This is a genomic window from Streptomyces sp. NPDC018029 (assembly GCF_044327655.1).
Lineage (GTDB): Bacteria > Actinomycetota > Actinomycetes > Streptomycetales > Streptomycetaceae > Streptomyces.
Window position 1 is genome coordinate 206400 of sequence record NZ_JBIRFV010000012.1, and the last position, 23923, is coordinate 230322.

Consider the following 23923-nt stretch of genomic DNA (forward strand, 5'->3'; position numbering starts at 1 on the left):
GGGGACGGATGTTGAGTACATCTCACGCTCCACAGGCAACGCATGTTCCACCGCCCGCGCCGGCTCCCGGCGGCGCCCGCGAACTGGCCAACTGGCTCATTCCCGACTGGGAGCTGCAGCCGGAATCCGTCGAGGCCGTCACCGTACTCCCCTCCTTCGCGAGCAAGATGCGCGAGTGCGAGCGGGTCTGCCAGACGCTGTACAGCGAGATCCCGCACGAGATCCAGGACGCGGTCGTGCTGCGCCGCCTCCAGCAGATGGTGAACACCGTGCTCCTCAACCCGCTGTGGCGGGAGCGGCTGCGGGGCGCCGGCATCACGCACGCCCCGCAGACGTACGAGGAGTGGCAGCGCGTACCGCTGTCGGACAAGGACGTCCAGCGCGACTTCTTCATGGACACACGGCCGGGCATGGTCGTGCCGCTCACCCGCGGCGAGTTCGAGATCGTCGCCAGCGGCGGCACCAGCGGCGGCAAGCCGCTCGAAGTCGTCTACGCCCTGCGCGAGTTGAAGGACACGTACGAGATCGCGGGCCGCTTCATGGGGGCCTACCAACTCGCCCGGCACCTCGCGGGCACCGACCCCAAGTGGCTCTTCACCACGCTGGCGGACTACCAGATGTGGAGCAGCGGCACGATGGTCGGCGGCGTGCTCCAGCACGTGCCGGGCGTCAACTACGTGGGCGCCGGCCCCGTCACCGCCCCCGTCCTGGAGCACATGTTCTCCTACCGGGGCCCCAAGGCCCTGATGGGCATCTCCGCGGGCATCGCGATCCTCGCCGAACTCGGCGCGGGCATGCGCCAGGAGTACCGCGACAGCTTCCGCGTCGCCCTGTACGGCAGCGGTGTGCTGCCGCAGCGCAAGCGGGTGGAGCTGCAGGCGCTGTATCCGAACCTCGCGATCCTCAGCTACTTCGCCGCCACCCAGGCGGAGACCATCGGCCTGCAGCTCGACGCCGCGTCGCCCTGGCTGTCCGCGGTGCCGGGGCTGCACTTCATCGAGATCGTCGACGAGGAGGGCCGCCAGGTCCCCGAGGGCGAGGAGGGCGAACTCGTCGTCACCCGCCTGCACGCGCACGAGACGCCGCTGCTGCGGCTGAAGCTCGGCGACCGGATGATCCACCGGCCCCGCACGGACGGACCCGGCCTGAAGACGCGGCAGTTCGAGTTCGCGGGACGCACCGGGGACGTACTGCACCTCAACGACAGCCAGTACTCGGCGGCGCGGGCCTACGCCGCGCTGCGCGACGAGCTGAAGGCGGCCGACGTGGTGGACCTGGACGCGGTGGCGCACGACGTCCAGTTCGTCAACCACCGGGAGGGCAGGACGATCACGCTGTACGCGGCGGTCGACGACGTGCTCGGTCTGACCTACCGCGCCGACACGGTGCTCGGCCCGTACGGCCTCCAGCAGGTCTTCGTGAACGCGCTGCCGCGCGCGCTGTCGCTGTTCAACCACGGCGAGGCGAACGCCGCGTCGATCGAGAGGACCGGATACACCCTCCAGCTCAAGTTCGTGCCCAGGCTGTCCGCCGAGATCGAGCGGACCGCCGTCGGAAAGGTCCCGCTGGTCCGGGACCGCGGCTAGGCACCCGAGAACAGGGAGTGGAATGAACAGGAGCGGAATGAAGTCGCAGGTGAACATCATCGCCGTCGTCGACGTCATCGGAGCGCTGTCGATCAAGTCGCTGTCCGACGGCAACCTCTGCATGGTGGACGACAGCGCGTTCGACAGCACCCACCAGGGCACGCCGAATCTCGTCACCGTCGTCAAGCCCGGCCAGGTCGTGTCCTGGACCGCGCTCGCCGTCGACCTGCAGACCCCGGTCGAGATCAAGAGCATCTCGTTCGCACCCGCCGAGGGCCGGCAGGGGCAGCAGGGGCAACAGAGCCCTATCGGACAGCAGGGGCACGGCACACCCAGTGGGCCCGCCGTCGCCACCGCCACGCCGAGCGCCCCCGGCATGGGCACGGCGGTCCCCGGCCCCACGGGCGCCCAGGCCCCACAGGCCCACCAGACCCCCCAAGCCCAGCAAACCCCTCAACCCCACCAGCCCCACGCCTCGCAGGAATCCGACGGCGACAAGCTCGACCTCGACGTGTGGACCGGAGTGGTGCCGCACTGGATGACCCCGGGCGTGCCCTACCAGTACCGCCTCGAGCTCCAGATGTACGAGGGCGCCAACAGCGTCATGACCATCGACTCGCCCGCGTTGATGTGTCAGTAGCGATCCGCACCACGACGGCAAAGCCGGGAACGACGACGAAGGCGGAATCATGCCCCAACAGTTGGCGATCATCGTGCTCGTGGACGTCGGCAACGCGCTGGCCACCAGCACGCTCGAAGGCAACACCTACCTGTTCGACAACATGAAGCTGCACGGCTCCGAGAACCAGGGGACCGGCGATCTCGTGACCGCGATCCACGGCTCCTACTGGCGGGACGGCTCTCAGGCAAGCGAGCAGGTCCTGAACTGGCTGCCGTACAGCCTGGGTTCCATCCCGCCGACCGTCCCGCGCGGCTACGAGGCCGAGCGGGCGCGGCAGACCGACGAGCAGGCGCTGGCCGAACTGCAGGAGCTCGCCGCCAAGTCGACGGTGCCGAGCGCCGACGCCGCCGCGGAGCTCAACCGCATCCGGCGGAGCGTGGGCACCCGGGTCAAGACCACCCGGCGCACCCGGGGCCGGCTGTCCGGGCAGAAGATCGTGGACGTCCAGGGCCAGGTCGTCACCGAGGACGCCACGGCGGCGGCCAGCCCTCCGGCCCCGGTGATCACCGACATCTACGGCGAGGCCGTGGACGCGAAGATCATGTATCCGGCGGAGTACGGCTCCCCGGACATGGTGACCGACGGCTGGTACTGGTCGGCGTCGGTCGACACGTCCCGCCCGGGGACGTACTCGTACATGATGCGCATCCAGCTGCACAAGCTGTCCCAGGCCAACGGCGAACTCCGGTGGGAGCCGGTGAACCTGACGTGCTCGTCGGCCCTGAAGATCACTTCCGAGCCGCGGCGCAACGCCTTCACCAAGGCGGGCCTGGGCCAGCTCCCCATCCCGCCCTCGCGCCCGGCCCGCGGCGCCTGACCCCCACCGGACGAGGAGGAGGACCTGATGACGACCAAATCGAAGCCGCGGGAGACCACGGTGAAGCGGCCGATCTCCATCACCGCCGTCGTGGACTGCGTGGGCGCCCTGGCGGCCGGCAGCATGGAAGGCCACCTGTACATGTACGACACGAACCGGGCCGGGGGATCCACCGGGTTCGGCACGGAGGAACTCCGGACGAAGGTCCGGCGCGGCGACCAACTGCTCTGGAACTGCCTGGCGTTGGAGTGCGAGGCGTACGTGTCGATCGAGGACATCGTGATCGACCGCGAGATCTGCGAGCCGGTGCGGAAGGTGTACCCCGGCACCGACGTGTCGTACTGGGTCGCCACGGTGAAGAAGGCGGACCTGGAGCCGGTCGCGTACCAGATCAAGTTCAAGCTGGGCACGAGGGACGAGCCGATCACCACCACCCTGTCGTCGTCCCTCGTCGGCTAGGGGCCAGTCATGACGGCGTACGCGAAGGAGGAACGGGTGAGCAGCACGACTACGCGCGGTGACGTGGAGAAGCAGAACCCCGGCCAGCTGAACTCGGTCCAGCTCAACATCGTGACGCTCATCAACATGGAGCGGGCGACGGCGACGGGCTCGCTGAGCGACTCGATGTACATGATGGACAACAGCATCGGCGGCAAGGGGCAGGGCACTTCGTCGCTGGAGACGGTGTGCAAGCAGGGGCAGGTGATCAACTGGATCGTCCGCCCGATCGACATGGAGAAGCGCCTGGACGGCACCTGGCCGCCCATGCCGAAGATCAACAACATCGTGTTCCTCGACACCGAGCTGGGTGACGAGGAGGACGTGGCGGAGCGGCGGATCTTCAACGAGCTGAAGATCTACGGGATGCCGGACCGGATGCGGGACAAGTTCACGCCGGTCTACTACTACTGGGCCGGCACGGTCATGAGCACCGCGAAGCCCGGCCTGTACCGGTACCGGCTCGTGATGGAGCTGGAGCAGGAGAACAAGAAGGAGCGGCTGTACCTGAACACGGCCATCCATCCGTCGATCCGGGTGATCCCCGTCTAGCCGACGCCGGGCCACGCTTCAGGCCGCAAGCACTATGAACAGGGTGTATACGTCATGTGTATAGTGCTTGCATGCCTGCCGTGAACAAACCTTCCGCCTTCAAGACGACGCGCTCGGCCAAGAGGTTGCGTCGCACCGCCCCCGTCCTCGCGGCGGGGGCGGCTCTCGCCCTCGCGCTGACCGGGTGCACCCAGCTCGACACCACGTCGCCCAGCTCCGTGCGCAAGGACGGGGCGGCGGCGAAGGCCGCGGACCAGGGGAAGTTCGGCACCGTCGACTGCCGCAAGGCCAAGTGCGTGGCGCTGACCTTCGACGCGGGCCCCAGCGAGAACACGCCGAGACTCCTGAGCATCCTCAAGAGAGAGAAGGTCCCCGCCACCTTCTTCACGCTCGGCAAGAACCACATAGAGAAGTACCCCGAGCTGGTGAAGCAGATGGACGCCGAGGGGCACGAGGTGGCCAGCCACACCTGGTCGCACAAGATCCTCACGAAGATCAGCCCGAAGGAGGCGCGCCGCGAGCTGGAGCGCCCGAACGAGGCGATCGAGAAGCTCATCGGCAAGAAGCCGACGCTGATGCGTCCGCCGCAGGGCCGGACCAACGACGACGTCAACAAGCTCTCCAAGGAGCTCGGCCTCTCGGAGGTCCTGTGGACCGTCACGGCGAAGGACTACACGACCAATGACTCCAAGCTGATCCAGCAGCGGGTCATCGACCAGACGAAGCGGGACGGCATCATCCTGCTGCACGACATCTACAAGGGCACGGTCCCGGCCGTCCCCGGTGTCATCACCGAGCTCAAGAAGCGCGGCTACGTCTTCGTGACGGTGCCCCAGCTCCTCGCACCGGGCAAGGCCGAGCCGGGCAAGGTCTACCGCTAGGGCGTGTCTCTTGAATCGGTCCGGACAGCCCTAGGAGCGCTCCGGCCGCTCGGCTGGCAGGCTCGGGGTGTGGCCATCTTCCAGATCACCCGAGACACGCCCCTGCCCGCCGCCGAGACCTGGCGCAGGCTGACCGCGTGGGAGCGGCACGCCGACGTCGTCCCGCTCACCCGCATCGCGGTCCGGACTCCCCCGCCCACCCACGCGGGCACGGTCTTCGTCGCGCGCAGCGCGCTCGGCCCCGTCGGCTTCGACGACGTCATGGAGGTCGTCGAGTGGTGCCCGCCGGACGGCACCGCTCCGGGGCGGTGCCGACTGGAGAAGCGGGGGACGTTCATGACGGGCTGGGCCGAGATCGAGGTCTACCCCACGGCCGGCGGCTCCGCCGTGGTGTGGCGCGAGGATCTTCGCGTGCGGTGGCTGCCCGCGCTGTGCGACGGGGTGCTGTCGTCCGTGTCACGCCGGGTGTTCGGCCGCGCGGTGGACCAGCTCCTCGCACCCTGAGCGCCGGCGCGGCGGACTCCCCGCGCCGCGGCTTTCAGGCTACGGAACCGATTCGCCCGGAGGGCCGGTTCGACGTGTCGTGGTGGATGGGGGTGTGGGCGCCGGTCAGGGAGGTCCCCGTGCCGCCCCGGCGGTTCGCGACGATCTCCGAGGCGATCGACAGGGCCGTCTCCTCGGGCGTACGGGCGCCGAGGTCGAGGCCGATGGGCGAGCGCAGGCGCGCCAGCTCCAGCTCGGTGACGCCGACCTCGCGCAGGCGCGCGTTGCGGTCCTCGTGGGTGCGGCGCGAGCCCATCGCGCCGACGTAGGCGACGGGGAGGCGCAGGGCGAGCCGCAGCAGGGGGACGTCGAACTTGGCGTCGTGGGTCAGGACGCACAGCACGGTGCGGCCGTCGACCTCGGTGCGCTCCAGATAGCGGTGCGGCCAGTCGACGACGATCTCGTCGGCGTCGGGGAAGCGTCCGGCCGTGGCGAAGACGGGCCGCGCGTCGCACACGGTCACGTGGTAGCCGAGGAACTTGCCCATCCGGACCAGCGCCGACGCGAAGTCGATGGCGCCGAACACGATCATGCGGGGCGGCGGGACGCTCGACTCGACGAGGACGACCAGCGGCCTGCCGCACCGGGAGCCGTCCTCGCCGATCTCCACGGTCGCGGTGCGGCCCGCGTCGAGCAGGGCGCGGGCCTCCTCCGCCACCGTGCGGTCCAGCTCGGGGTGGCCGCCGAGCCCGCCCTCGTACTCCCCCGTGGGGCGTACGAGGAGAGCGCGGCCGAGCAGTTCGGCGGGCCCGGACGTGACGCGGGCGACGGCCGCCGCCTCCCCCGCCGACGCGGCGGCGAGCGCCGCGGCGAACACCGGCCTGGACACGGCGTCCGCGCGGACCGGGGTGACGAGGATGTCGATGACGCCGCCGCAGGTCAGACCCACGGCGAAGGCATCGTCGTCGCTGTAGCCGAAGCGTTCGAGGACGGTCTCGCCGTCCTCCAGGGACTGCCGGCACAGTTCGTAGACGGCGCCCTCCACACATCCGCCGGAGACCGAGCCGATCGCCGTGCCCTCGCTGTCGACGGCGAGCGCGGCGCCCGGCTGCCGGGGCGCGCTCCCGCCGACCGCCACCACGGTGGCGACGGCGAAGTCACGTCCCTGCCCGACCCACCGGTTCAGCTCGTCGGCGATGTCCAGCATCTCGGCCTCCTCAGGCTCACAAGGCTCTACGGGTGTGTGAAGGGCCGGCGCCTCAGTGGACGCCCAGCCAGCTCTCGATGGGGTTGAGGGCGAAGTAGACGATGAAGATCAGCGTCAGGCCCCACATGAAGGCGCCGATCTCGCGGGCCTTGCCCTGGGCGATCTTGATGGCGACCCAGGAGATGACGCCCGCCGCGACACCGGTGGTGATGGTGTACGTGAAGGGCATGAGCACGACGGTCAGGAAGACCGGGATGGCGGTGGCGCGGTCGGCCCAGTCGACGTGCCTGGCGTTCATCATCATCATCGCTCCGATGACGACGAGCGCGGCGGAGGCGACCTCCTGGGGCACGATCGCGGTCAGCGGCGTGAAGAAGAGGCAGGCCGCGAAGAAGAGGCCCGTGACGACCGAGGCGAGGCCGGTGCGGGCGCCTTCGCCGACGCCGGTCGCGGACTCGACGAAGACGGTCTGGCCGGAGCCGCCCGCCACGCCGCCGATGGCGCCGCCTGCGCCGTCGATGAACAGCGCCTTGGACAGGCCGGGCATACGGCCCTTGTCGTCGGCGAGGTTGGCCTCGGTGCCGACGCCGATGATGGTGGCCATCGCGTCGAAGAAGCCGGCGAGCACCAGCGTGAAGACGATCATGCCGACCGTCATCGCGCCGACCTCGCCCCAGCCGCCGAACTCGACCTCGCCGATGAGCGAGAAGTCGGGCGACGAGACCGCGCTGCCGTGCAGTTCGGGGGCGCCGTTCGCCCACTGCTTGGGGTCGATCACGTCGAGTGCGTTGAGTACGACGGCGATCACGGTGCCGGTGACGATGCCGATCAGGATCGCGCCGGGGGTGTTGCGCGCCTGCAGCATGAAGATGAGGAGCAGGGTGCAGGCGAAGATCAGCACGGGCCAGCCGGAGAGTTCGCCGGCGGGGCCGAGGGAGAGCGGGGTGGCCTTGCCGGGGTGCACGAAGCCGCCCTTGACGAGGCCGATGATGGCGATGAACAGGCCGATGCCCATGGTGATGCCGTGCTTGAGGGCGAGCGGGATCGCGTTCATGATCATCTCGCGCATCCCGGTGACCACGAGCAGCATGATCACCACGCCGTACATCACGCACATGCCCATGGCCTGCGGCCAGGTCATCTCGGGCGCGACCTGCGAGGAGATCACACCGGACACGGAGAGTCCGGCGGCCAGGGCCAGCGGCACCTTGCCGACGAAGCCCATGAGGAGCGTGGTGACCGCCGCGGCGAGCGCCGTCGCGGTGATCAGGGCCTTCTGGCCCATGGTGTCCCCCGCCGCGTCCTTGCCGGACAGGATCAGGGGGTTGAGCAGGACGATGTACGCCATCGCCATGAACGTGGTGATTCCGCCGCGCACCTCACGCGCGACCGTGGATCCCCGCCGGGATATGTGGAAGTACCGGTCGAGCCAAGATCTGCCGGCCGGGACGCGTGAGCCGGAGCCCGCGTCCTCCGCGGTGGTCTTGGGCTCCACTGAAGACTGGGTCATGGTGCCTACTCCCAAGGTTCACAGGGGCACCCGCAGAGTTGCGGGATTTGGGATGGTGCGTTGGCTGCACGACCCGGGGGACGGCCCGAGACGAACGACATCTCCCTCGGGGCGAGGGGGAGTTGGGCTCCGAGCGGTGCGGGCGGCGGGAAGTGTGACGTTCCTGGGAGGCACACACCGCTCGGAGGACTTGCGCTGATCCCCGAGCGGGGGATCAGATCCGCGGAGGGATCAGGTTCCGGTGAGGTGTTCGGGACGCACCGGCGTCTTGTTGAGCTCCAGACCGGTGGCCGCGCGGATCGCCGCGAGGACCGCCGGGGTCGAGGAGAGGGTGGGGGCCTCGCCGATGCCGCGTACGCCGTAGGGCGCGTTCGGGTCGGCGAGCTCCAGGTAGTCGACCGGGATGGTCGGGGTGTCGAGGATGGTCGGGAGCAGGTAGTCCGTGAAGGAGGGGTTCTTCACCTTCGCGGTCTTCGGGTCGACGATGATCTCCTCCATCACCGCGACGCCGAGGCCCTGGGTGGTGCCGCCCTGGATCTGGCCGATGACGGAGAGCGGGTTGACCGCCTTGCCGACGTCCTGGGCGCAGGCCAGTTCGATGACCTTGACGAGGCCGAGCTCGGTGTCGACCTCCACCACCGCGCGGTGCGCGGCGAAGGCGTACTGCACGTGGCCGTTGCCCTGTCCGGTGCGCAGGTCGAAGGCCTCGGTGGGGCGGTGCCTGAACTCCTCCTCGACCTCGACGGCCTCGTCCTCCAGGACCTCCACGAGGGTGGTGAGGACCTCGCCGCCGTCGGTGACGACCTTGCCGCCCTCCAGGAGGAGTTCGGCGTTGGCCCAGGCCGGGTGGTACGAGCCGAACTTGCGCCGGCCGATCTCCAGGACCTTCTCGCGGACGATCTCGCAGGAGTTCTTGATGGCGCCGCCGGTCATGTACGTCTGGCGGCCCGCGGAGGTCGAACCCGCCGAGCCCACCTGGGTGTCGGCGGGGGCGATGGTGACCTGCTGGACGCCGAGCTCGGTGCGGGCGATCTGCGCGTGGATGGTGACACCGCCCTGGCCGACCTCCGCCGCGGCGGTGTGGACCGTGGCGACGGGCTCGCCGTTGATGACCTCGATGCGGACCTTGGCGGTCGAGTAGTCGTCGAAGCCCTCGGAGAAGCCGACGTTCTTGATGCCGACCGCGTAGCCCACACCGCGGACGACGCCTTCGCCGTGCGTGGTGTTGGACAGGCCGCCGGGCAGCGCGCGGACGTCGGCGCCCTCGCTGGACTCCCACTGGCGCTCGGGCGGCATCGGGCGGGCCTTGACGCGGCGCAGCAGCTCGGCGACGGGGGCGGGCGAGTCGACCGGCTGCCCGGTCGGCATGATCGTGCCCTGCTCCATCGCGTTCTTCTGCCGGAACTCCACCGGGTCCATGCCCAGCTTCGCGGCGACCTTGTCCATCTGCGCCTCGTACGCGAAGCACGCCTGGACCGCGCCGAAGCCGCGCATGGCGCCGCAGGGCGGGTTGTTGGTGTAGAGGCCGATCGCCTCGATCTCCACGTCGTCGACGACGTACGGGCCGACCGAGAGGGACGAGGCGTTGCCGACGACCGACGGGGTCGACGACATGTAGGCGCCGCCGTCCAGGACGATCTTGCACTTCATGTGCGTGAGCTTGCCGTCCTTGGTGGCGCCGTGCTCGTAGTAGAGCTTCGCCGGGTGCCGGTGGACGTGGCCGAAGAAGGACTCGTAGCGGTTGTAGACCATCTTCACGGGCTTGCCCGTGCGCAGGGCGAGGACCGAGGCGAGGATCTGCATCGAGATGTCCTCGCGGCCGCCGAACGCGCCGCCGATGCCCGCCATCGTCATGCGGACCTTCTCCTCGGGCAGGCCGAGGCAGGGGGCGATCTGCTTGAGGTCGGAGTGCAGCCACTGGGTGGCCACGTAGAGGTCGATGCCGCCGTCCTCGGCGGGCACGGCGAGGCCGGACTCCGGGCCGAGGAAGGCCTGGTCCTGCATGCCGAAGGTGTACTCACCCTTGACGATCACGTCGGCCTTCTTGGCGGCCTCTGCGGCGTTGCCGCGGATGATCGGCTGGCGGTGCACGATGTTCGGGTGCGGGACGTGGCCGGCGTGGTGGTCGCCGCGGTTCTCGTGGACCAGGACCGCGTCGGGGGCGGTCGCCGACGCCTCGTCCGTGATGACCGGGAGCTCCCGGTACTCGATCTTGATCTTCGCGGCGGCGCGACGCGCGGTCTCCGGGTGATCGGCGGCCACGAGGGCGACCGGCTCACCGTGGTGGCGGACCTTGCCGTACGCGAGGACGGGGGTGTCCTGGTACTCCATGCCGTAGTTCTTGGCGGCCGGCAGGTCGTCGGCGGTCAGGACCGCGTAGACGCCGGACATGGCCACGGCCTCGGAGACGTCGATCGACACGATCTCGGCGTGCGCGACCGTGGACCGCAGGGCCTGGCCCCAGATCATCTCCTCGTGCCACATGTCCGAGGAGTAGGCGAATTCGCCGGTGACCTTCAGGGTGCCGTCGGGGCGCAGCATCGACTCGCCGACGCCGCCCTTGGTCTGCGAACCCTGGGTGACGTTGGCGGGGATGCCGGTGGTGGTGCCAGCCATGTCAGACCGCCTCTCCCTGACGGGCCGCGGCCAGGCGGACCGCGTCCAGGATCTTCTCGTAACCGGTGCAGCGGCAGAGGTTGCCGGAGAGCGCCTCGCGGATGTCCGCGTCGGACGGCGTGTCGTTGCGCTCGAGGAGCTCGTCGGCCGCGACGAGCAGGCCGGGGGTGCAGAAGCCGCACTGGACGGCGCCCGCGTCGATGAACGCCTGCTGGATCGGGGAGAGCTCGGCGCCCTCGCCGGTCTGCGAGTCCTGTCCCTTGGCGCTCCAGTTCTGCGCCTCCTGGAGGGAGGTGCCGCAGGCGCCGGAGGCGCCGGAGACGCAGCCGCCGCCGGGGTGGGCGTCGGCGCGGTGCCTGGCGTAGTCGGCGAGGCCCTCGACGGTGGTGACCTCGCGGCCCTCCACCTGACCGGCCGCGACCAGACACGAACACACCGGCACGCCGTCGAGCCGGACGGTGCAGGAGCCGCACTCGCCCTGCTCGCAGGCGTTCTTGGAGCCCGGCAGGCCCATGCGCTCACGCAGCACGTAGAGCAGGGACTCGCCCTCCCACACGTCGTCCGCTTCCTGCTGACGGCCGTTGACCGTGAAGTTCACGCGCATTATGCGACTCCCTCAGTGCTGCGGCCCTCGCCGCGGTACGACTCCCAGGTCCAGCCGAGCGTGCGGCGGGCCATGATGCCGACGGCGTGGCGGCGGTAGTTCGCCGTGCCGCGCACATCGTCGATCGGGTTGGCGGCTCCGGAGGCGAGCTCCGCGAACTGCTTGGCGATCGAGGGGGTGATGATCTTCTTGCTGTCCCAGAAGCCGCCCTCTTCGAGCGCCGCGTTCAAAAATTCCTCGGCCGCCTTCGCCCGGATGGGGGTGGGGGCGGCGGAGCCGATGCCGGTCCGCACGGTGCGGGTCTCGGGGTGCAGCGCGATGCCGAAGGCGCAGACGGCGATGACCATGGCGTTGCGGGTGCCGACCTTCGAGTACTGCTGCGGCCCGTCCGCCTTCTTGATGTGCACGGACTTGATCAGCTCGTCCGCGGCGAGGGCGTTGCGCTTCACGCCGGTGTAGAAGTCGTCGATCGGGATCAGGCGGGAGCCGCGCACCGACTCCACCTCGACCTCGCAGCCGGCGGCGAGCAGCGCCGGGTGGGCGTCGCCGGCCGGGGACGCCGTGCCCAGGTTGCCGCCGACGCCGCCGCGGTTGCGGATCTGCGGGGAGGCGACGGTGTGCGAGGCGAGCGCGAGGCCGGGGAGCTCGGCTCGGAGCTCCTCCATGATCTGGGTGTACGGGACAGAGGCGCCCAGTTGGACCGTCTCCTCGCCCACCTCCCACTCGCGCAGCTCGACGATGCGGTTGAGGTCAAGCAGGTACTCGGGACGACGGTGGTCGAAGTTGATCTCGACCATCACGTCGGTGCCACCCGCAATCGGCACAGCCGTGGGGTGCTCGGCCTTGGCGGCGAGCGCCTCCTCCCAGCTGGCGGGGCGAAGGAAGTCCATGAGGCTCTCTTCTTCGTATCGAGGGTCGTTCGCTTCAAGGGACGGGAGGATTCCGTTCCGGCCACTCGGGCCGTTCGTCCCTCGACTGCTCGTTCATGTGCTGTTAACGCGGAGTGGGGCAAGTACACCGCCCGCTCGTCCGATGGGGTCAGTCACCGAAACCATGAAGGAGTTGGCTGGCCAAGCCGTGCGTCTTGTAGATTCGTATGAAGAACGGGCCCCAGTAACCTCGCGGATTCCCCCGGGAAACGGGGGACGCCCGGCGGCACAGGGCCCCGGCGCTACCGAGCGCACATGTTTGTACACACCATTCGAGACAGATCGGCGGCGACGACCCCATGCGGCTGCGCGCACTCCTTGACACCGACGCGCTGGGCCTGCGGCTGCTCGGCGGCGAGGACGAGCTTGACCGCACCGTGCGCGGTGTGATGACCACGGACCTGCGGGACCCCAGCCGCTATCTGGCGGGCGGCGAGCTGGTCCTCACCGGCCTCGCCTGGCGCCGCGACGCCTCGGACACGGAACCCTTCGTGCGGATCCTCGCGAGCGCCGGAGTCGCGGCCCTGGCCGCCGGCGAGGCCGAGCTCGGCGACATCCCCGAGGACATCGTCGAGGCCTGCGCCCGGCACCGCCTTCCGCTCTTCGCGGTCAACGAATCCGTGGCCTTCGCGACGATCACCGAGCACGTGGTGCGGCAGGTCTCCGGCGAGCGTGCCGGGGACCTGGCGGCCGTCGTCGACCGGCACCGGCGTCTGATGACGTCGGGCCCGGCGGGCGGCGGCCCCGACGTCGTCCTCGACCTGCTCGGCACCGACCTGGACCTGCGGGCCTGGGTGCTCTCCCCCGCCGGGCGCGTGATCGCCGGGTCGAGCGCGGCGGGGACCGCCCTGCCGGGGCCGCTCTGCGCGCGCCTCGCCGGGGAGCACCTGGCGGCCGTCCGGACGGGGCGGCGCGGCCCGCACCGCGTCTCGGTGGACTCCGTGACGTACTCGCTGTTCCCCGTTCGGACCAGTGGGCGCGGCACGGCCGGCGCGTCGCGTGACGTGCGCGAGTCGGTGCTCTCCGACTGGGTCCTCGCGGTGGAGGCCGACGCGGGCGACTGGCCCGAGGAGCGGCTCGACCTGCTGCAGGGCGTGACGCAGCTGATCGCCGTGGAGCGCGACCGGCGCGACGCGGCCCGCACGGTGCGCCGCCGTCTCGCCCAGGAGGTCCTGGAGCTGGTGCAGACGGGCGCGGCCCCCGCGGAGATCGCGGCCCGGCTGCGCGTCGCCGCGCCGGTGCTGCTGCCTGGGCTCGGCACGGCCCCGCACTGGCAGGTCGTGGTGGCCCGGGTCGAGTGGGAGGGCGGGGAGATCGACGGCGGCCCTGTCGCCCAGTCGCTCCTGGAGGAGATCCTCGTCGACCCCCATGCGGCGGGCCCCGAGCCGTCCGACCGGATCGCGGTCGCGCACACCGGCGACGAGGCGATCGCCCTCGTGCCGCTGCCCGCGGTCGCCGGCGAGCACGACGGCCCGGAGACGGGCCTGCTCGCGGACGCGCTCCTCGCCTCCGTCCACGACCCGCTGGCCGCGGGCCTCGACGGCGACGGCCGCCTCACGCTGGGCGTCAGCGCCTCCGTGCACTCGGCGGAGGGGCTGCGCGGCGCCCTGGAGGAGGCGCGGCACGCCCGCCGGGTGGCGGCGGCCCGGCCCGGCCGGGTCTGCGCGGCCGGGCACCAGGAGCTGGCCTCGCACGTCCTGCTGCTGCCGTTCGTGCCGGACGACGTGCGCCGGGCGTTCACGGCACGGCTCCTGGACCCGCTGCGGGAGTACGACCAGCGCCACCGCGCCGAGCTCATCCCGACCCTGGAGGCGTTCCTCGACTGCGACGGTTCGTGGACGCGCTGCGCCGCGCGGCTACACCTCCACGTCAACACGCTGCGCTACCGGGTGGGCCGTATCGAGCAGTTGACGGGTCGTGACCTCTCGCGGCTCGAGGACAAGCTCGATTTCTTCCTCGCCCTGCGGATGAGCTGAGGGAATCCGGCGCGGGCCCGGCCGGAGGGAAGTCACCGCCGACCGGGCCCGGCAGGTCTCCTTACCCTCCCTTTGTGAATTCTTTCACCCGACCTCTTGGCCGCACGCCGCGATCCATGCTGAGATTCGCCCACGACTCAACAGCTCAATGGTGTGCTCGGGGAGGGCAACGTGGCGCATACCGCCATGTCTGGTACCGGAACGACTGCAGAGCACGATCCACTCCAGACCGCGGTATGGCGGCTGCGCTCGCGCGGCTGCTGGACCGACGCTGCGGAGCTGCTCGCCTCACGGGCGGGGGCCGCGGCGGCACTTCAGAGGGCGGCCCTCCTCGTCGAGCGGTGCCTGTTCACGGGGGACGGCTGGGGTGAGGCGGAGGACGTCCTGCGGACCGCGGAGGCCCTCGCCGAGAACGACGACGGCCGGGGTGCCGCGGCCTGCGAGCGAGGCCAACTGGCGTACGCCTCAACGGTCTTGGGGGTACGCGACCGGGCCGACGAAGCCCGCACGGCACTCGGCAGGGCGGCGGCGCTGCTCGCCCCGAACGCCTCCGGGCGGCCGCTCCTCGACTTCCGCCGCGGGCTGATCGCGGAGCACATCGCGGACTCGCCGCAGTCCGCGAAGGCGGCCTACCGCAGGGCGCACGCGGGCGCCACCGCGCGCTCCGACTCGCTGCTGCTCTCCTTCACCTGGCGCCACCTCGCCGGACTCGCCCTGCGCGACGGGGAGTTGGCGGAGGCGCGGCACGGCTTCGCCGAATCCCTGCGCATCCGCGAGGAACTCGGCTACCTGGTCGGCACGGCCCCCGCCCTCGCCGCACTCGCGGACGCAGAACCCGAACCGGAAGCCACCCGCCTACGCGCCGAGGCCACCCGCCTCTTCCGCCTCCTCGGCGGCGTCCCCTCCTGGCTGGCCCACCACCTGCAACCGCCCGCAGCAGCGGTCTAGCTCCCTCACGGGCGCCGGCTCCCCCATACACCGGCGCCCACGGGGTCGCTGGGCCCTCCGGCACAGGGAAGCACCACGCCGGGGTCAGGCCGAGCCGGACCCCGTGAAGTGTTCCTGGACCAGGGACGAGACCACGCAGAAGTCCTGGGCGGCGAGGGCGTCGAGGAGGGCCATGTGTTCTGCCGCGTCGGCGATGAGGTCGGCGCGGCGGCCCGCGACAGGGCCGCTCGACAGGGGCCACTGCGAGCGGCGGTGCAGGTCGTCCGCGACCTGGACGAGCTGCTGGTTGCCGGAGAGGGCGAGGACGGCACCGTGGAAGGAGCGGTCCGACTCGGCGTAGCGCGCGAGGTCGCCGACCGCCGCGGCCGTCACGGTCGCCTCCGCCAGCGGCCGCAGCTCGGCCCAGCGCGCCGCGGGCACCGTGCGGGCGAGCCGCAGCATCACCGGCACCTCGATCAGCGCCCGCACCTCCGCGAGCTCGGCCAGCTCGCGGGTGCTGCGCTCGGTGACCCGGAAGCCGCGGTTGGGCACGACCTCCACGGCACCTTCGGTGGCCAGCTGCTGCATCGCCTCGCGGACAGGCGTCGCGGAGACGCCGAAGCGCTCGCCGAGGACCGGCGCCGAGTACACCTCGCCGGGCGCGAGCTCGCCGCCGACGAGGGCGGCCCGCAGCGCAGCGAGGACCTGTCCGCGCACGGAGCTGCGCCGGACCGTGCGGCGCGGCCCGCGCACCCCGGAGCCCGCCTGCTCCGGCACCCGGACGCGCGGCACCCCGGCGAGGGAAGCCCCGTCGCGTGCTCCGGTCTGCTCCACGACGTCCGCCCGCCCCGCTTTCCACTGCTCCGAAAGGTACGAGAGGCACCATAGGCGGACAGGACCCGAGTTGAAACCTCGATCACGTCGGGTAAGGTAAGGCTTACCTGCTATCGATCGCGATTCGGTGGTTCCCCGCATGTCCGTACCCACCTTGGCCGCACCCCTCCAGGGCGCCTCCAGTGCCGTAGCGGGCTCGTACGCCCGCCTCAACGAGGTGTACTCCGGACTGCGCATCACCGAGCTCGCCCCCGGCGAACGGATCCCCCAGGGCGCCGGCTGGGTCACCGCCGCCCGGCTCGCGGAGGGCGGCGCCGACCTCGACGCGTTCCTCGCCTGGGACAACGCACAGATCCTGAAGGACTACGGCACCCAGGCCCGCCCCGACGTGGTCGCCAGCTTCGGCCTGCACCGCTACGCCTGGCCGGCCACCCTCCTCATCACGGTCCCGTGGTTCCTGCACCGCCGCGTGCCCCGCTTCCCGGTCGCCGACGTCTCCTTCCAGCGCACCCTCGGCCATCTGGCCGTACGCACGGGCGCATTCGCCTGCCTGCCCGACGACCCGGCCGCGTCCCTCCCCGGCGCCCGCGTCGTGCCGGACGAGGAAGCGCTGCGCGCCGAGGTGCGGGCCTCCGTCGCCGAGCACCTCGGCCCGCTCCTGGACGGCTTCGGCCCCCGGATGCGGCGCCGCTCCCGCGCCCTGTGGAGCCTCGCCACCGACGAGATCGTCGAGGGCCTCTGGTACGTCGCCCACCTCCTCGGCGAGGAGCAGCGGGCGATGACGGAGCTGGAGCGGCTCCTGCCCGGCGCCACCAAGCCGTACGTCGGCACGGCCGGCTTCCGGGAGCTGACGGGACCGAACGGCGAGAAGCTGCCGACCCGCGACCGGGCGAGCTGCTGCATGTTCTACACGCTGCGCCCCGACGACGCCTGCGTCACCTGCCCGCGCACCTGCGACGCCGAGCGCATCGTGCGGCTGAGCGCGGACGCCGCGGCGAGCTGATCCCCCACAGCCGCCCGAACCACCCCTTCGTGCACGGTTAATCGAACTCAACCACCGGCTCCCCGCCGCGAGTTCGAGCAAAAGTACGCCGTGCGCCCTCCCTTGCACCCCCATGGCGTCCTCTTGTCCCGAAACCCCTTGAGGGCCATCCGGGTTGGGTCAATATGGCGCCCGATACGCCCTACCGCGACGCAAGGGACCCCAGATGAGACTGACCGATATATCGCTGGACTGGCTGCTTCCCGGCGGCGTCCTGCTCCTGGGCATGCTGGTGGCGGTGGCGGTGCTCGCGCGCGGCAAGCGAGGCCATGACAAGACGGCGAAGGGAACCGCGGGCGACGACTCGTGGGAGCGCAGCGAGGAACGCCGCAGACGCAAGGAAGCCATCTACGGAACCGCCTCCTATGTGCTGCTGTTCTGCTGCGCCGCCGTCGCCGCCGCGCTCTCCTTCCACGGCCTGGTCGGCTTCGGCCGGCAGAACCTCAGCCTCACCGGCGGCTGGGAGTACCTGGTCCCGTTCGGCCTCGACGGCGCGGCGATGTTCTGTTCCGTCCTCGCCGTGCGCGAGGCCAGCCACGGTGACGCGGCGCTCGGTTCGCGCCTCCTCGTGTGGACGTTCGCGGGCGCGGCCGCCTGGTTCAACTGGGTGCACGCGCCGAGAGGCCTCGGCCACGCGGGCGCTCCGCAGTTCTTCGCCGGGATGTCCCTGTCGGCGGCGGTGCTCTTCGACCGCGCGCTGAAGCAGACCCGCCGGGCGGCGCTGCGCGAGCAGGGCCTGGTGCCGCGCCCGCTGCCGCAGATCCGCATCGTGCGGTGGCTGCGCGCGCCGCGCGAGACCTTCGGCGCCTGGTCGCTGATGCTCCTCGAAGGCGTCCGCACCCTGGACGAGGCCGTCGAGGAGGTCCGGGAGGACCGTCGCGAGAAGGAGCGCACCCGGCTGCACAGGCGCGACCGGGAGAAGCTGGAGCGCGCCCGGCTCAAGGCGATCAGCCGGGGCCACCGGGGTTACGCCCGCGGCGGCGGCCGGCAGGTCGAGGTGCAGGCCGTCGCACCGGCCGCCGGGTCCGCGCAGGTCGGCGCGGACCCTGCCATACCGGCGCAGGAGCAGTTGCCGGTACGCCCCCGTCCCTCCCTCCAGGCCGTCAGGGACGGCCATGACGACGCCGACCCTGCCGCCCCCGTCACCGTCGACCTGACGGCGGAGGACGACACGCAGACCCTGCCCCGGCTCGACTCGCTGGAGCAGAAGCTGAAGGATTTGGAGCAGCAGTTCGGCTGACCGCCGGGCGGCGGCGGGCTCACGCCGTGCCGCCGCCGTCCAGCTCGAACCACACCGCCTTTCCGACCCCGTGCGTCCGCACGCCCCACGCGTCCGCGAGGGACTGCACGAGGACCAGGCCCCGGCCGCTCGTGCCCTCGCCGGCGCTCTGCACCCGGGGTTCGGGGCGGCGCCCCACGAAGTCCCGCACCTCGACGCGCAGGCCGCGCGGGCCCACGGTCGCGGTGACGACGGCGTCGTGATCGGTGTGCACCAGTGCGTTCGTGACCAGCTCGCTGGTGAGCAGTTCGGCTATGTCGGACCTGCCCGGCTTCCCCCAGTGCCTCAGAAGCTCCCTCAGGGCCTTCCTGACCTCGGACACCGCGCGCAGATCCGCTCTCCCCAGCCTGCGCGTGAGCTGACCCCGATGGGGTCCGCCCGGCGCTTCACCGGTCCTCTCGTCGCGTACGTTCGATGAAGAGGCCCCGATCGCCCCGGAGCCGCCCCCTCGTGATTGCCTCCTCATGACCCCCGCCCACAAAGCGATGTGTCAGCCTCCCTGCTCGAACAGCCTCACGGGATGCATGCCCCGGGCCCGTGGCAGCAAGCCTGTCGAATCATCAACCAATCGCGGGGGGTGCGTCCGGGGATCGGGGGGAAGTGAAGCGGTGGACCCCACCGCCGAACGTTCCGAGGAGCCCCCGAGTGCACGACGACAGACTGCTGGTGGAAGGCCGCCTGGAGCGGGCGCTGCGCCAGTTCATCCGCCCCGCCCAGTACGCGCGGCGCACCCCGCTGACCCTCTCCGTCTGGCACGCGCCGGGCGAGCCGGTGCCCGTCGGGACCGCGCTCGAAGCGGAGTACGTGCCCTTCGAGACCGGCACGGAATGGGGAAACCCCTGGTCGACCAGTTGGTTCCGGCTTCAAGGGCAGGTGCCCGAGGAGTGGCGGGGAAGCCGGGTCGAAGTGGTGATCGACCCCGGCTTCACCGGGGAGGGGCCCGGCTTCCAGGCGGAGGGTCTGGTCTACGACGCGGCGGGCGTTCCCCTCAAGGGTGTTCACCCGCGCAACCGGCATATTCCGGTGGCCTCCCCGGCCCGGGGCGGCGAACCGGTGCACCTACTCCTCGAAGCGGCGGCCAATCCCGCCGTTCTGCACGACTTCGTGCCGACCCCGCTCGGCGACGTACTGACCGCAGGCAATAGCCCGATCTACCGATTCGCGTCTGCCGATCTCGCCGTACTGGACGAGGACGTATGGCAGTTGACCCTGGACATCGAGGTCCTCTCCGAGCTGATGCGCGAACTGGACGCCGAACGTCCGCGTCGCCACGAGATTCTGCGGGCTCTTGAGGACATGCTCGACGCACTCGATCTGCACGACGTGTCCGGCACCGCCGCCACGGCCCGCGCCGAGCTCGCCGACGTCCTCGCCCGGCCCGCACACGCCAGCGCACACCGCGTATCGGCAACCGGACACGCGCATATCGACTCGGCGTGGCTGTGGCCGCTGCGCGAGACGGTGCGCAAGGCCTCGCGGACCTTTGCCAATGTGACGGCGCTCGCCGGGGAGTATCCGGAGCTGGTCTTCGCCTGCTCGCAGGCCCAGCAGTACGCCTGGGTGAAGGAGCACCAGCCGCACATCTGGGAGCGCATCAAGAAGGCGGTGGCCGCGGGCAACTGGGCGCCGGTGGGTTCGATGTGGGTGGAGTCGGACGCCAACATGCCGGGCGGCGAGGCGCTGGCGCGGCAGATCACGCACGGCATGCGGTTCTTCCGCGAGGAGCTCGGGGTCGAGACGGAGGAGATCTGGCTGCCGGACTCCTTCGGATACACGGCGGCCTTCCCGCAGTTGGCGAAGCTCGCGGGCGTCCGCTGGTTCCTGACGCAGAAGCTGAGCTGGAACCAGTCCAACAAGATGCCGCACCACACCTTCTGGTGGGAGGGCATCGACGGCACCCGCGTCTTCACCCACTTCCCGCCCGTGGACACCTACAACTCGCAGATCCACGGCGCCGAACTGGCGCACGCGGAGCGGAACTTCGCCGACAAGGGCCGGGCGAGCCGCTCCCTGGTGCCGTTCGGCTGGGGCGACGGCGGGGGCGGGCCCACCCGCGAGATGATGGAGCGGGCGCGGCGGCTGCGCTCCCTGGAGGGGTCGCCGCGGGTGGAGATCGAGAAGCCGTCGGCGTTCTTCGCGGCGGCCGAGGAGGAGTACGGCGCGCAGGCCCCGGTCTGGTCCGGGGAGCTGTATCTGGAGCTGCACCGGGCCACGTACACCACCCAGGCGGCCACCAAGCGCGGCAACCGCCGCAGCGAACACGCGCTGCGCGAGGCGGAGTTGTGGTGCACGGCCGCCGCGGTGCGCGATCCGGCGTACGTCTATCCGTACGACACGATCGACCGGCTGTGGAAGACGGTCCTGCTGCACCAGTTCCACGACATCCTGCCCGGCTCGTCGATCGCCTGGGTGCACCGGGAGGCGCGCGACACGTACGAGCGGGTCCTGGCGGAGCTCGACGAGCTCACGGCGTCGGCGGTGCGGTCGCTGGGCGCGGGCGGGCCCGTGGCGCTGAACGCCTCGCCGTACGCCCGTGACGAGGTGGTCGATCCCGGGGACGGCACGCTGGTGCGCGTCGACGTCCCCGCGCTCGGCACGCAGAGCCTCGACGCCGCCCGTGCGGCCGGGTCCGGCGCGGTCGCGCACACCACCGGCGACACGATCCTCCTCACCAACGAGCACCTGAACGTCACGGTCGACGCCGCCGGGCTCCTCGTCTCCGTGATGGACCTGGCCGAGGGCCGCGAAGTCCTGGCGGCGCCCGGCAACCTCCTCCAGCTGCACCCCGACCACCCCACGCACTACGACGCCTGGGACCTCGACAAGCACTACCGGCGCCGGCACACCGACCTCACGGACGCCGAGTCCGTCGAGCTCGTCGAGGACGGGCCACTGCGGGTCGCCGTGCGGGTGGTGCGGGCCTTCGGCAACTCGCGGATCACGCAGGAGATCCGGCTCGCGGCGGGCAGCCGCCGGGTCGACGTCGTCACGGACGTCGACTGGCGGGAGTCGGAGAAGGTCCTCAAGGCCGCGTTCCCGCTGGACGTGCACGCCGAACGGTCCGCCGCCGAGATCCAGTTCGGCCATGTGCACCGGCCGACACACGCGAACACCGGGTGGGACGCGGCGCGTTACGAGATCTGCGCGCACCGCTGGCTGCGGGTCGCCGAGGAGGGGTACGGCGTCGCGGTGCTCAACGACTCGACGTACGGCCACGACGTGACGCGCACGGAGCACGACGGCACGCTCGGCACCACCGTGCGGCTGACGCTGCTGCGGGCCCCGCACAGCCCGGACCCGGAGACGGACCAGGGCGCGCACCGGTTCACGTACGCGCTGCTGCCCGGGGCGACGACCGGCGACGCGGTCGCGGAGGGGCTCGCGCTCAACCTGCCGCTGCGGGTGGCCGACGCGCCCGTCCTGCCGCCGCTGGTGAGCGTCGACCATCCGGCGGTGACCGTCGAGTCGGTGAAGCTCGCCGACGACCGCAGCGGCGACGTGATCGTACGGCTCTACGAGTCGCGCGGCGGGCGGGCCGCGGCCACGCTCGCCACGTCGTTCCCGGTGGCGCGGGCCGAGGTGACCGATCTGCTGGAGCGGCCGCTGCACGAGGCCGCGACGGGCGAGGCCGGGCTCGCGCTCGCGCTGCGGCCGTTCCAGATCGTCACGCTGCGACTGCGTCCCGCCTGACGCGTCCGCGTGCCGGGGCCATGCGGGCAGGAGTCATGGCCTCGGCACGTTCCGCAGGTTCGAGCGGGCCATCTGGAGCATGCGGCCCACCCCGCCGTCCAGGACGATCTTGCTGGCGGAGAGGGCGAAGCCGGTCACCATGTCCGAGCTGATCTTGGGCGGCATGGAGAGGGCGTTCGGGTCGGTCACGATGTCGACGAGGGCGGGGCCCCTGTGCGCGAAGGCGTCCTTCAGGGCGCCCGCGAGCTGTTTGGGCTTCTCCACGCGCACGCCGTAGGCCCCGGCGGCGCGGGCGACGGCGGCGAAGTCGGGGTTGTGGTTCGCCGTGCCGTAGTTGGGCAGACCGGCCACCATCATCTCCAGCTCCACCATGCCGAGCGAGGAGTTGTTGAACAGGACGACCTTCACCGGCAGGTCGTGCTGGACGAGGCTGAGGAAGTCGCCCATCAGCATCGAGAAGCCGCCGTCGCCCGACATCGAGACGACCTGGCGGCGCCGGTCGACGAACTGGGCGCCGATCGCCTGCGGCAGGGCGTTCGCCATGGAGCCGTGGCTGAACGAGCCGATGATGCGGCGCCGGCCGTTGGGGGTGAGATAGCGGGCCGCCCAGACGTTGCACATGCCGGTGTCGACGGTGAACACCGCGTCGTCGGCGGCGACCTCGTCGAGGACCGACGCGACGTACTCGGGGTGGATCGGGATGTGCTTGTCGACCTTGCGGGTGTACGCCTTCACGACGCCTTCGAGGGCGTCCGCGTGCTTCTTGAGCATCTTGTCGAGGAACTTGCGGTTCGTCTTCGGCGAGACGCGCGGGATCAGACAGCGCAGCGTCTCGCGCACGTCGCCCCAGACGGCGAGGTCCAGCTTCGAGCGGCGGCCGAGGTTCTCGGGGCGCACGTCGACCTGGGCGATCTGCACGTCGTCCGGCAGGAACGCGTTGTACGGGAAGTCCGTGCCGAGCAGGATCAGCAGGTCGCACTCGTGGGTGGCCTCGTACGCGGCGCCGTAGCCGAGCAGGCCGCTCATGCCCACGTCGAACGGGTTGTCGTACTGGATGAACTCCTTGCCGCGCAGGGCGTGGCCCACCGGGGACTTGATCTTCTCGGCGAACTCCATCACCTCGGCGTGCGCGCCCGCCGTGCCGCTGCCGCAGAAGAGGGTGACCTTGCCCGCCTTGTCGATCATCTTCGCGAGCTTGTCGATCTCCTCGTCGCCGGGGCGCACGGTGGGCCGCGAGGTCACCAGGGCGGTCTCGGCGGCCTTGTCCGGGGCGGGCTCGGATGCGATGTCCCCGGGCAGCGAGACGACGCTGACGCCGGACTGGCCGACGGCGTGCTGGATGGCGGTCTGGAGCAGCCGGGGCATCTGCTTCGGGCTGGAGATCAGCTCGCTGTAGTGGCTGCACTCCTGGAACAGGCGGTCGGGGTGGGTCTCCTGGAAGAAGCCGAGGCCGATCTCGCTGGAGGGGATCTGCGAGGCGAGGGCGAGGACCGGCGCCATGGAGCGGTGCGCGTCGTACAGGCCGTTGATCAGGTGGAGGTTGCCCGGGCCGCAGGAGCCCGCGCAGGCGGCCAGCCTGCCGGTGATCTGGGCCTCGGCGCCGGCCGCGAAGGCGGCGGTCTCCTCGTGCCGCACCTGGACCCAGTCGATCTCCTTCGTACGGCGGATGGCGTCCACGACCGGATTGAGACTGTCGCCGACGACTCCGTACAGACGCTGCACGCCCGCGCGGACGAGGATGTCGACGAACTGCTCGGCGACGTTCTGCTTGGCCATGCTGCACGCACCTCTTTTGGACCGTATGGGCTGT

Annotated in this window: 20 protein-coding genes; 12 read left to right on the forward strand and 8 right to left on the reverse strand. The window is 71.1% G+C overall.

Annotated elements, in window-relative coordinates; translation table 11 throughout:
* Positions 1–8: 8 nt before the first annotated feature.
* The 7 genes from ACH4D5_RS32530 (at position 9) to ACH4D5_RS32560 (ending at position 5520) form a co-directional block, all read left to right on the forward strand.
* The gene (locus ACH4D5_RS32530) at positions 9–1586 is read left to right on the forward strand and encodes a hypothetical protein (protein WP_398309521.1); all 1578 of its coding nucleotides are present in this window, start codon (positions 9–11) and stop codon (positions 1584–1586) included.
* Positions 1587–1623: 37 nt separating this feature from the next.
* Positions 1624–2226: a hypothetical protein gene (locus tag ACH4D5_RS32535; RefSeq protein WP_398309523.1), complete on the forward strand. Its 603-nt coding sequence runs from the start codon at positions 1624–1626 to the stop codon at positions 2224–2226.
* Between the two features lie 49 nt (positions 2227–2275).
* Positions 2276–3085: a hypothetical protein gene (locus ACH4D5_RS32540; protein WP_398309526.1), complete on the forward strand. Its 810-nt coding sequence runs from the start codon at positions 2276–2278 to the stop codon at positions 3083–3085.
* A 27-nt stretch (positions 3086–3112) separates the two neighbouring features.
* A complete protein-coding gene (locus ACH4D5_RS32545) occupies positions 3113–3544 on the forward strand; it encodes a hypothetical protein (RefSeq protein WP_398309529.1) in 432 nt (143 codons plus the stop codon).
* 36 nt (positions 3545–3580) lie between these two features.
* A complete protein-coding gene (locus ACH4D5_RS32550; RefSeq protein ID WP_398309532.1) occupies positions 3581–4135 on the forward strand; it encodes a hypothetical protein in 555 nt (184 codons plus the stop codon).
* Between the two features lie 71 nt (positions 4136–4206).
* Positions 4207–5016: a polysaccharide deacetylase family protein gene (locus tag ACH4D5_RS32555; RefSeq protein WP_398309535.1), complete on the forward strand. Its 810-nt coding sequence runs from the start codon at positions 4207–4209 to the stop codon at positions 5014–5016.
* A gap of 69 nt (positions 5017–5085) precedes the next feature.
* Positions 5086–5520 carry an SRPBCC family protein gene (locus ACH4D5_RS32560; protein WP_398309538.1) on the forward strand — a complete coding sequence of 145 codons (435 nt, stop codon included), beginning with the start codon at positions 5086–5088 and terminating at the stop codon, positions 5518–5520.
* A 34-nt stretch (positions 5521–5554) separates the two neighbouring features.
* Here the strand turns inward: ACH4D5_RS32560 and ACH4D5_RS32565 are convergent, their stop codons facing one another.
* The 5 genes from ACH4D5_RS32565 to ACH4D5_RS32585 form a co-directional block, all read right to left on the reverse strand.
* Positions 5555–6706: an XdhC family protein gene (locus ACH4D5_RS32565; RefSeq protein ID WP_398309541.1), complete on the reverse strand. Its 1152-nt coding sequence runs from the start codon at positions 6704–6706 to the stop codon at positions 5555–5557.
* A gap of 52 nt (positions 6707–6758) precedes the next feature.
* On the reverse strand, positions 6759–8216 hold the full coding sequence (locus tag ACH4D5_RS32570; RefSeq protein ID WP_398309544.1) for an NCS2 family permease: 1458 nt from the start codon (positions 8214–8216) through the stop codon (positions 6759–6761).
* A 231-nt stretch (positions 8217–8447) separates the two neighbouring features.
* Positions 8448–10832 carry a xanthine dehydrogenase family protein molybdopterin-binding subunit gene (locus ACH4D5_RS32575; protein WP_398309547.1) on the reverse strand — a complete coding sequence of 795 codons (2385 nt, stop codon included), beginning with the start codon at positions 10830–10832 and terminating at the stop codon, positions 8448–8450.
* A gap of 1 nt (position 10833) precedes the next feature.
* A complete protein-coding gene (locus ACH4D5_RS32580) occupies positions 10834–11436 on the reverse strand; it encodes a (2Fe-2S)-binding protein (RefSeq protein WP_398309550.1) in 603 nt (200 codons plus the stop codon).
* On the reverse strand, positions 11436–12326 hold the full coding sequence (locus ACH4D5_RS32585; protein WP_398309553.1) for an FAD binding domain-containing protein: 891 nt from the start codon (positions 12324–12326) through the stop codon (positions 11436–11438). Before ACH4D5_RS32585 ends, ACH4D5_RS32580 begins: the two co-directional genes overlap by 1 nt.
* A 338-nt stretch (positions 12327–12664) precedes the next feature.
* Here ACH4D5_RS32585 and ACH4D5_RS32590 point away from each other — a divergent pair, with 338 nt between their 5' ends.
* Both ACH4D5_RS32590 and ACH4D5_RS32595 read left to right on the forward strand, forming a co-directional pair.
* Complete coding sequence (locus ACH4D5_RS32590) at positions 12665–14341, forward strand: PucR family transcriptional regulator (RefSeq protein WP_398309556.1); 1677 nt, start codon at positions 12665–12667, stop codon at positions 14339–14341.
* 186 nt (positions 14342–14527) lie between these two features.
* A complete protein-coding gene (locus ACH4D5_RS32595) occupies positions 14528–15289 on the forward strand; it encodes a hypothetical protein (RefSeq protein WP_398309559.1) in 762 nt (253 codons plus the stop codon).
* An 84-nt stretch (positions 15290–15373) separates the two neighbouring features.
* Here ACH4D5_RS32595 and ACH4D5_RS32600 read toward each other — a convergent pair whose 3' ends face one another.
* A complete protein-coding gene (locus ACH4D5_RS32600) occupies positions 15374–16102 on the reverse strand; it encodes a GntR family transcriptional regulator (protein ID WP_398309562.1) in 729 nt (242 codons plus the stop codon).
* A gap of 139 nt (positions 16103–16241) precedes the next feature.
* Between ACH4D5_RS32600 and ACH4D5_RS32605 the strand changes: the two genes are divergently transcribed.
* Positions 16242–17105: a (2Fe-2S)-binding protein gene (locus ACH4D5_RS32605; protein ID WP_398309565.1), complete on the forward strand. Its 864-nt coding sequence runs from the start codon at positions 16242–16244 to the stop codon at positions 17103–17105.
* A 205-nt stretch (positions 17106–17310) separates the two neighbouring features.
* The gene (locus ACH4D5_RS32610; RefSeq protein WP_398309568.1) at positions 17311–18384 is read left to right on the forward strand and encodes a DUF2637 domain-containing protein; all 1074 of its coding nucleotides are present in this window, start codon (positions 17311–17313) and stop codon (positions 18382–18384) included.
* Between the two features lie 19 nt (positions 18385–18403).
* Here ACH4D5_RS32610 and ACH4D5_RS32615 read toward each other — a convergent pair whose 3' ends face one another.
* The gene (locus tag ACH4D5_RS32615; protein ID WP_398309571.1) at positions 18404–18889 is read right to left on the reverse strand and encodes an ATP-binding protein; all 486 of its coding nucleotides are present in this window, start codon (positions 18887–18889) and stop codon (positions 18404–18406) included.
* A 179-nt stretch (positions 18890–19068) separates the two neighbouring features.
* Here ACH4D5_RS32615 and ACH4D5_RS32620 point away from each other — a divergent pair, with 179 nt between their 5' ends.
* Positions 19069–22113 carry an alpha-mannosidase gene (locus tag ACH4D5_RS32620; RefSeq protein WP_398309573.1) on the forward strand — a complete coding sequence of 1015 codons (3045 nt, stop codon included), beginning with the start codon at positions 19069–19071 and terminating at the stop codon, positions 22111–22113.
* A gap of 33 nt (positions 22114–22146) precedes the next feature.
* On the opposite strand, the gene ACH4D5_RS32625 is transcribed toward ACH4D5_RS32620, so the two are convergent.
* Positions 22147–23889 (reverse strand): pyruvate dehydrogenase, encoded by a 1743-nt coding sequence (locus ACH4D5_RS32625; protein WP_398309576.1) that lies wholly within the window; start codon positions 23887–23889, stop codon positions 22147–22149.
* Positions 23890–23923 lie beyond the last annotated feature (34 nt).

Excerpts from the sequence above, each read along its gene's own strand:
- ACH4D5_RS32530 (WP_398309521.1), top strand. The coding sequence starts at position 9 with ATGTTGAGTACATCTCACGCTCCACAGGCAACGCATGTTCCACCGCCC.
- ACH4D5_RS32535 (WP_398309523.1), top strand. The coding sequence starts at position 1,624 with ATGAAGTCGCAGGTGAACATCATCGCCGTCGTCGACGTCATCGGAGCG.
- ACH4D5_RS32540 (WP_398309526.1), top strand. The coding sequence starts at position 2,276 with ATGCCCCAACAGTTGGCGATCATCGTGCTCGTGGACGTCGGCAACGCG.
- ACH4D5_RS32545 (WP_398309529.1), top strand. The coding sequence starts at position 3,113 with ATGACGACCAAATCGAAGCCGCGGGAGACCACGGTGAAGCGGCCGATC.
- ACH4D5_RS32555 (WP_398309535.1), top strand. The coding sequence starts at position 4,207 with ATGCCTGCCGTGAACAAACCTTCCGCCTTCAAGACGACGCGCTCGGCC.
- ACH4D5_RS32565 (WP_398309541.1), bottom strand. The coding sequence starts at position 6,706 with ATGCTGGACATCGCCGACGAGCTGAACCGGTGGGTCGGGCAGGGACGT.
- ACH4D5_RS32570 (WP_398309544.1), bottom strand. The coding sequence starts at position 8,216 with ATGACCCAGTCTTCAGTGGAGCCCAAGACCACCGCGGAGGACGCGGGC.
- ACH4D5_RS32575 (WP_398309547.1), bottom strand. The coding sequence starts at position 10,832 with ATGGCTGGCACCACCACCGGCATCCCCGCCAACGTCACCCAGGGTTCG.
- ACH4D5_RS32580 (WP_398309550.1), bottom strand. The coding sequence starts at position 11,436 with ATGCGCGTGAACTTCACGGTCAACGGCCGTCAGCAGGAAGCGGACGAC.
- ACH4D5_RS32585 (WP_398309553.1), bottom strand. The coding sequence starts at position 12,326 with ATGGACTTCCTTCGCCCCGCCAGCTGGGAGGAGGCGCTCGCCGCCAAG.
- ACH4D5_RS32590 (WP_398309556.1), top strand. The coding sequence starts at position 12,665 with ATGCGGCTGCGCGCACTCCTTGACACCGACGCGCTGGGCCTGCGGCTG.
- ACH4D5_RS32595 (WP_398309559.1), top strand. The coding sequence starts at position 14,528 with ATGTCTGGTACCGGAACGACTGCAGAGCACGATCCACTCCAGACCGCG.
- ACH4D5_RS32605 (WP_398309565.1), top strand. The coding sequence starts at position 16,242 with ATGTCCGTACCCACCTTGGCCGCACCCCTCCAGGGCGCCTCCAGTGCC.
- ACH4D5_RS32610 (WP_398309568.1), top strand. The coding sequence starts at position 17,311 with ATGAGACTGACCGATATATCGCTGGACTGGCTGCTTCCCGGCGGCGTC.
- ACH4D5_RS32615 (WP_398309571.1), bottom strand. The coding sequence starts at position 18,889 with ATGAGGAGGCAATCACGAGGGGGCGGCTCCGGGGCGATCGGGGCCTCT.
- ACH4D5_RS32625 (WP_398309576.1), bottom strand. The coding sequence starts at position 23,889 with ATGGCCAAGCAGAACGTCGCCGAGCAGTTCGTCGACATCCTCGTCCGC.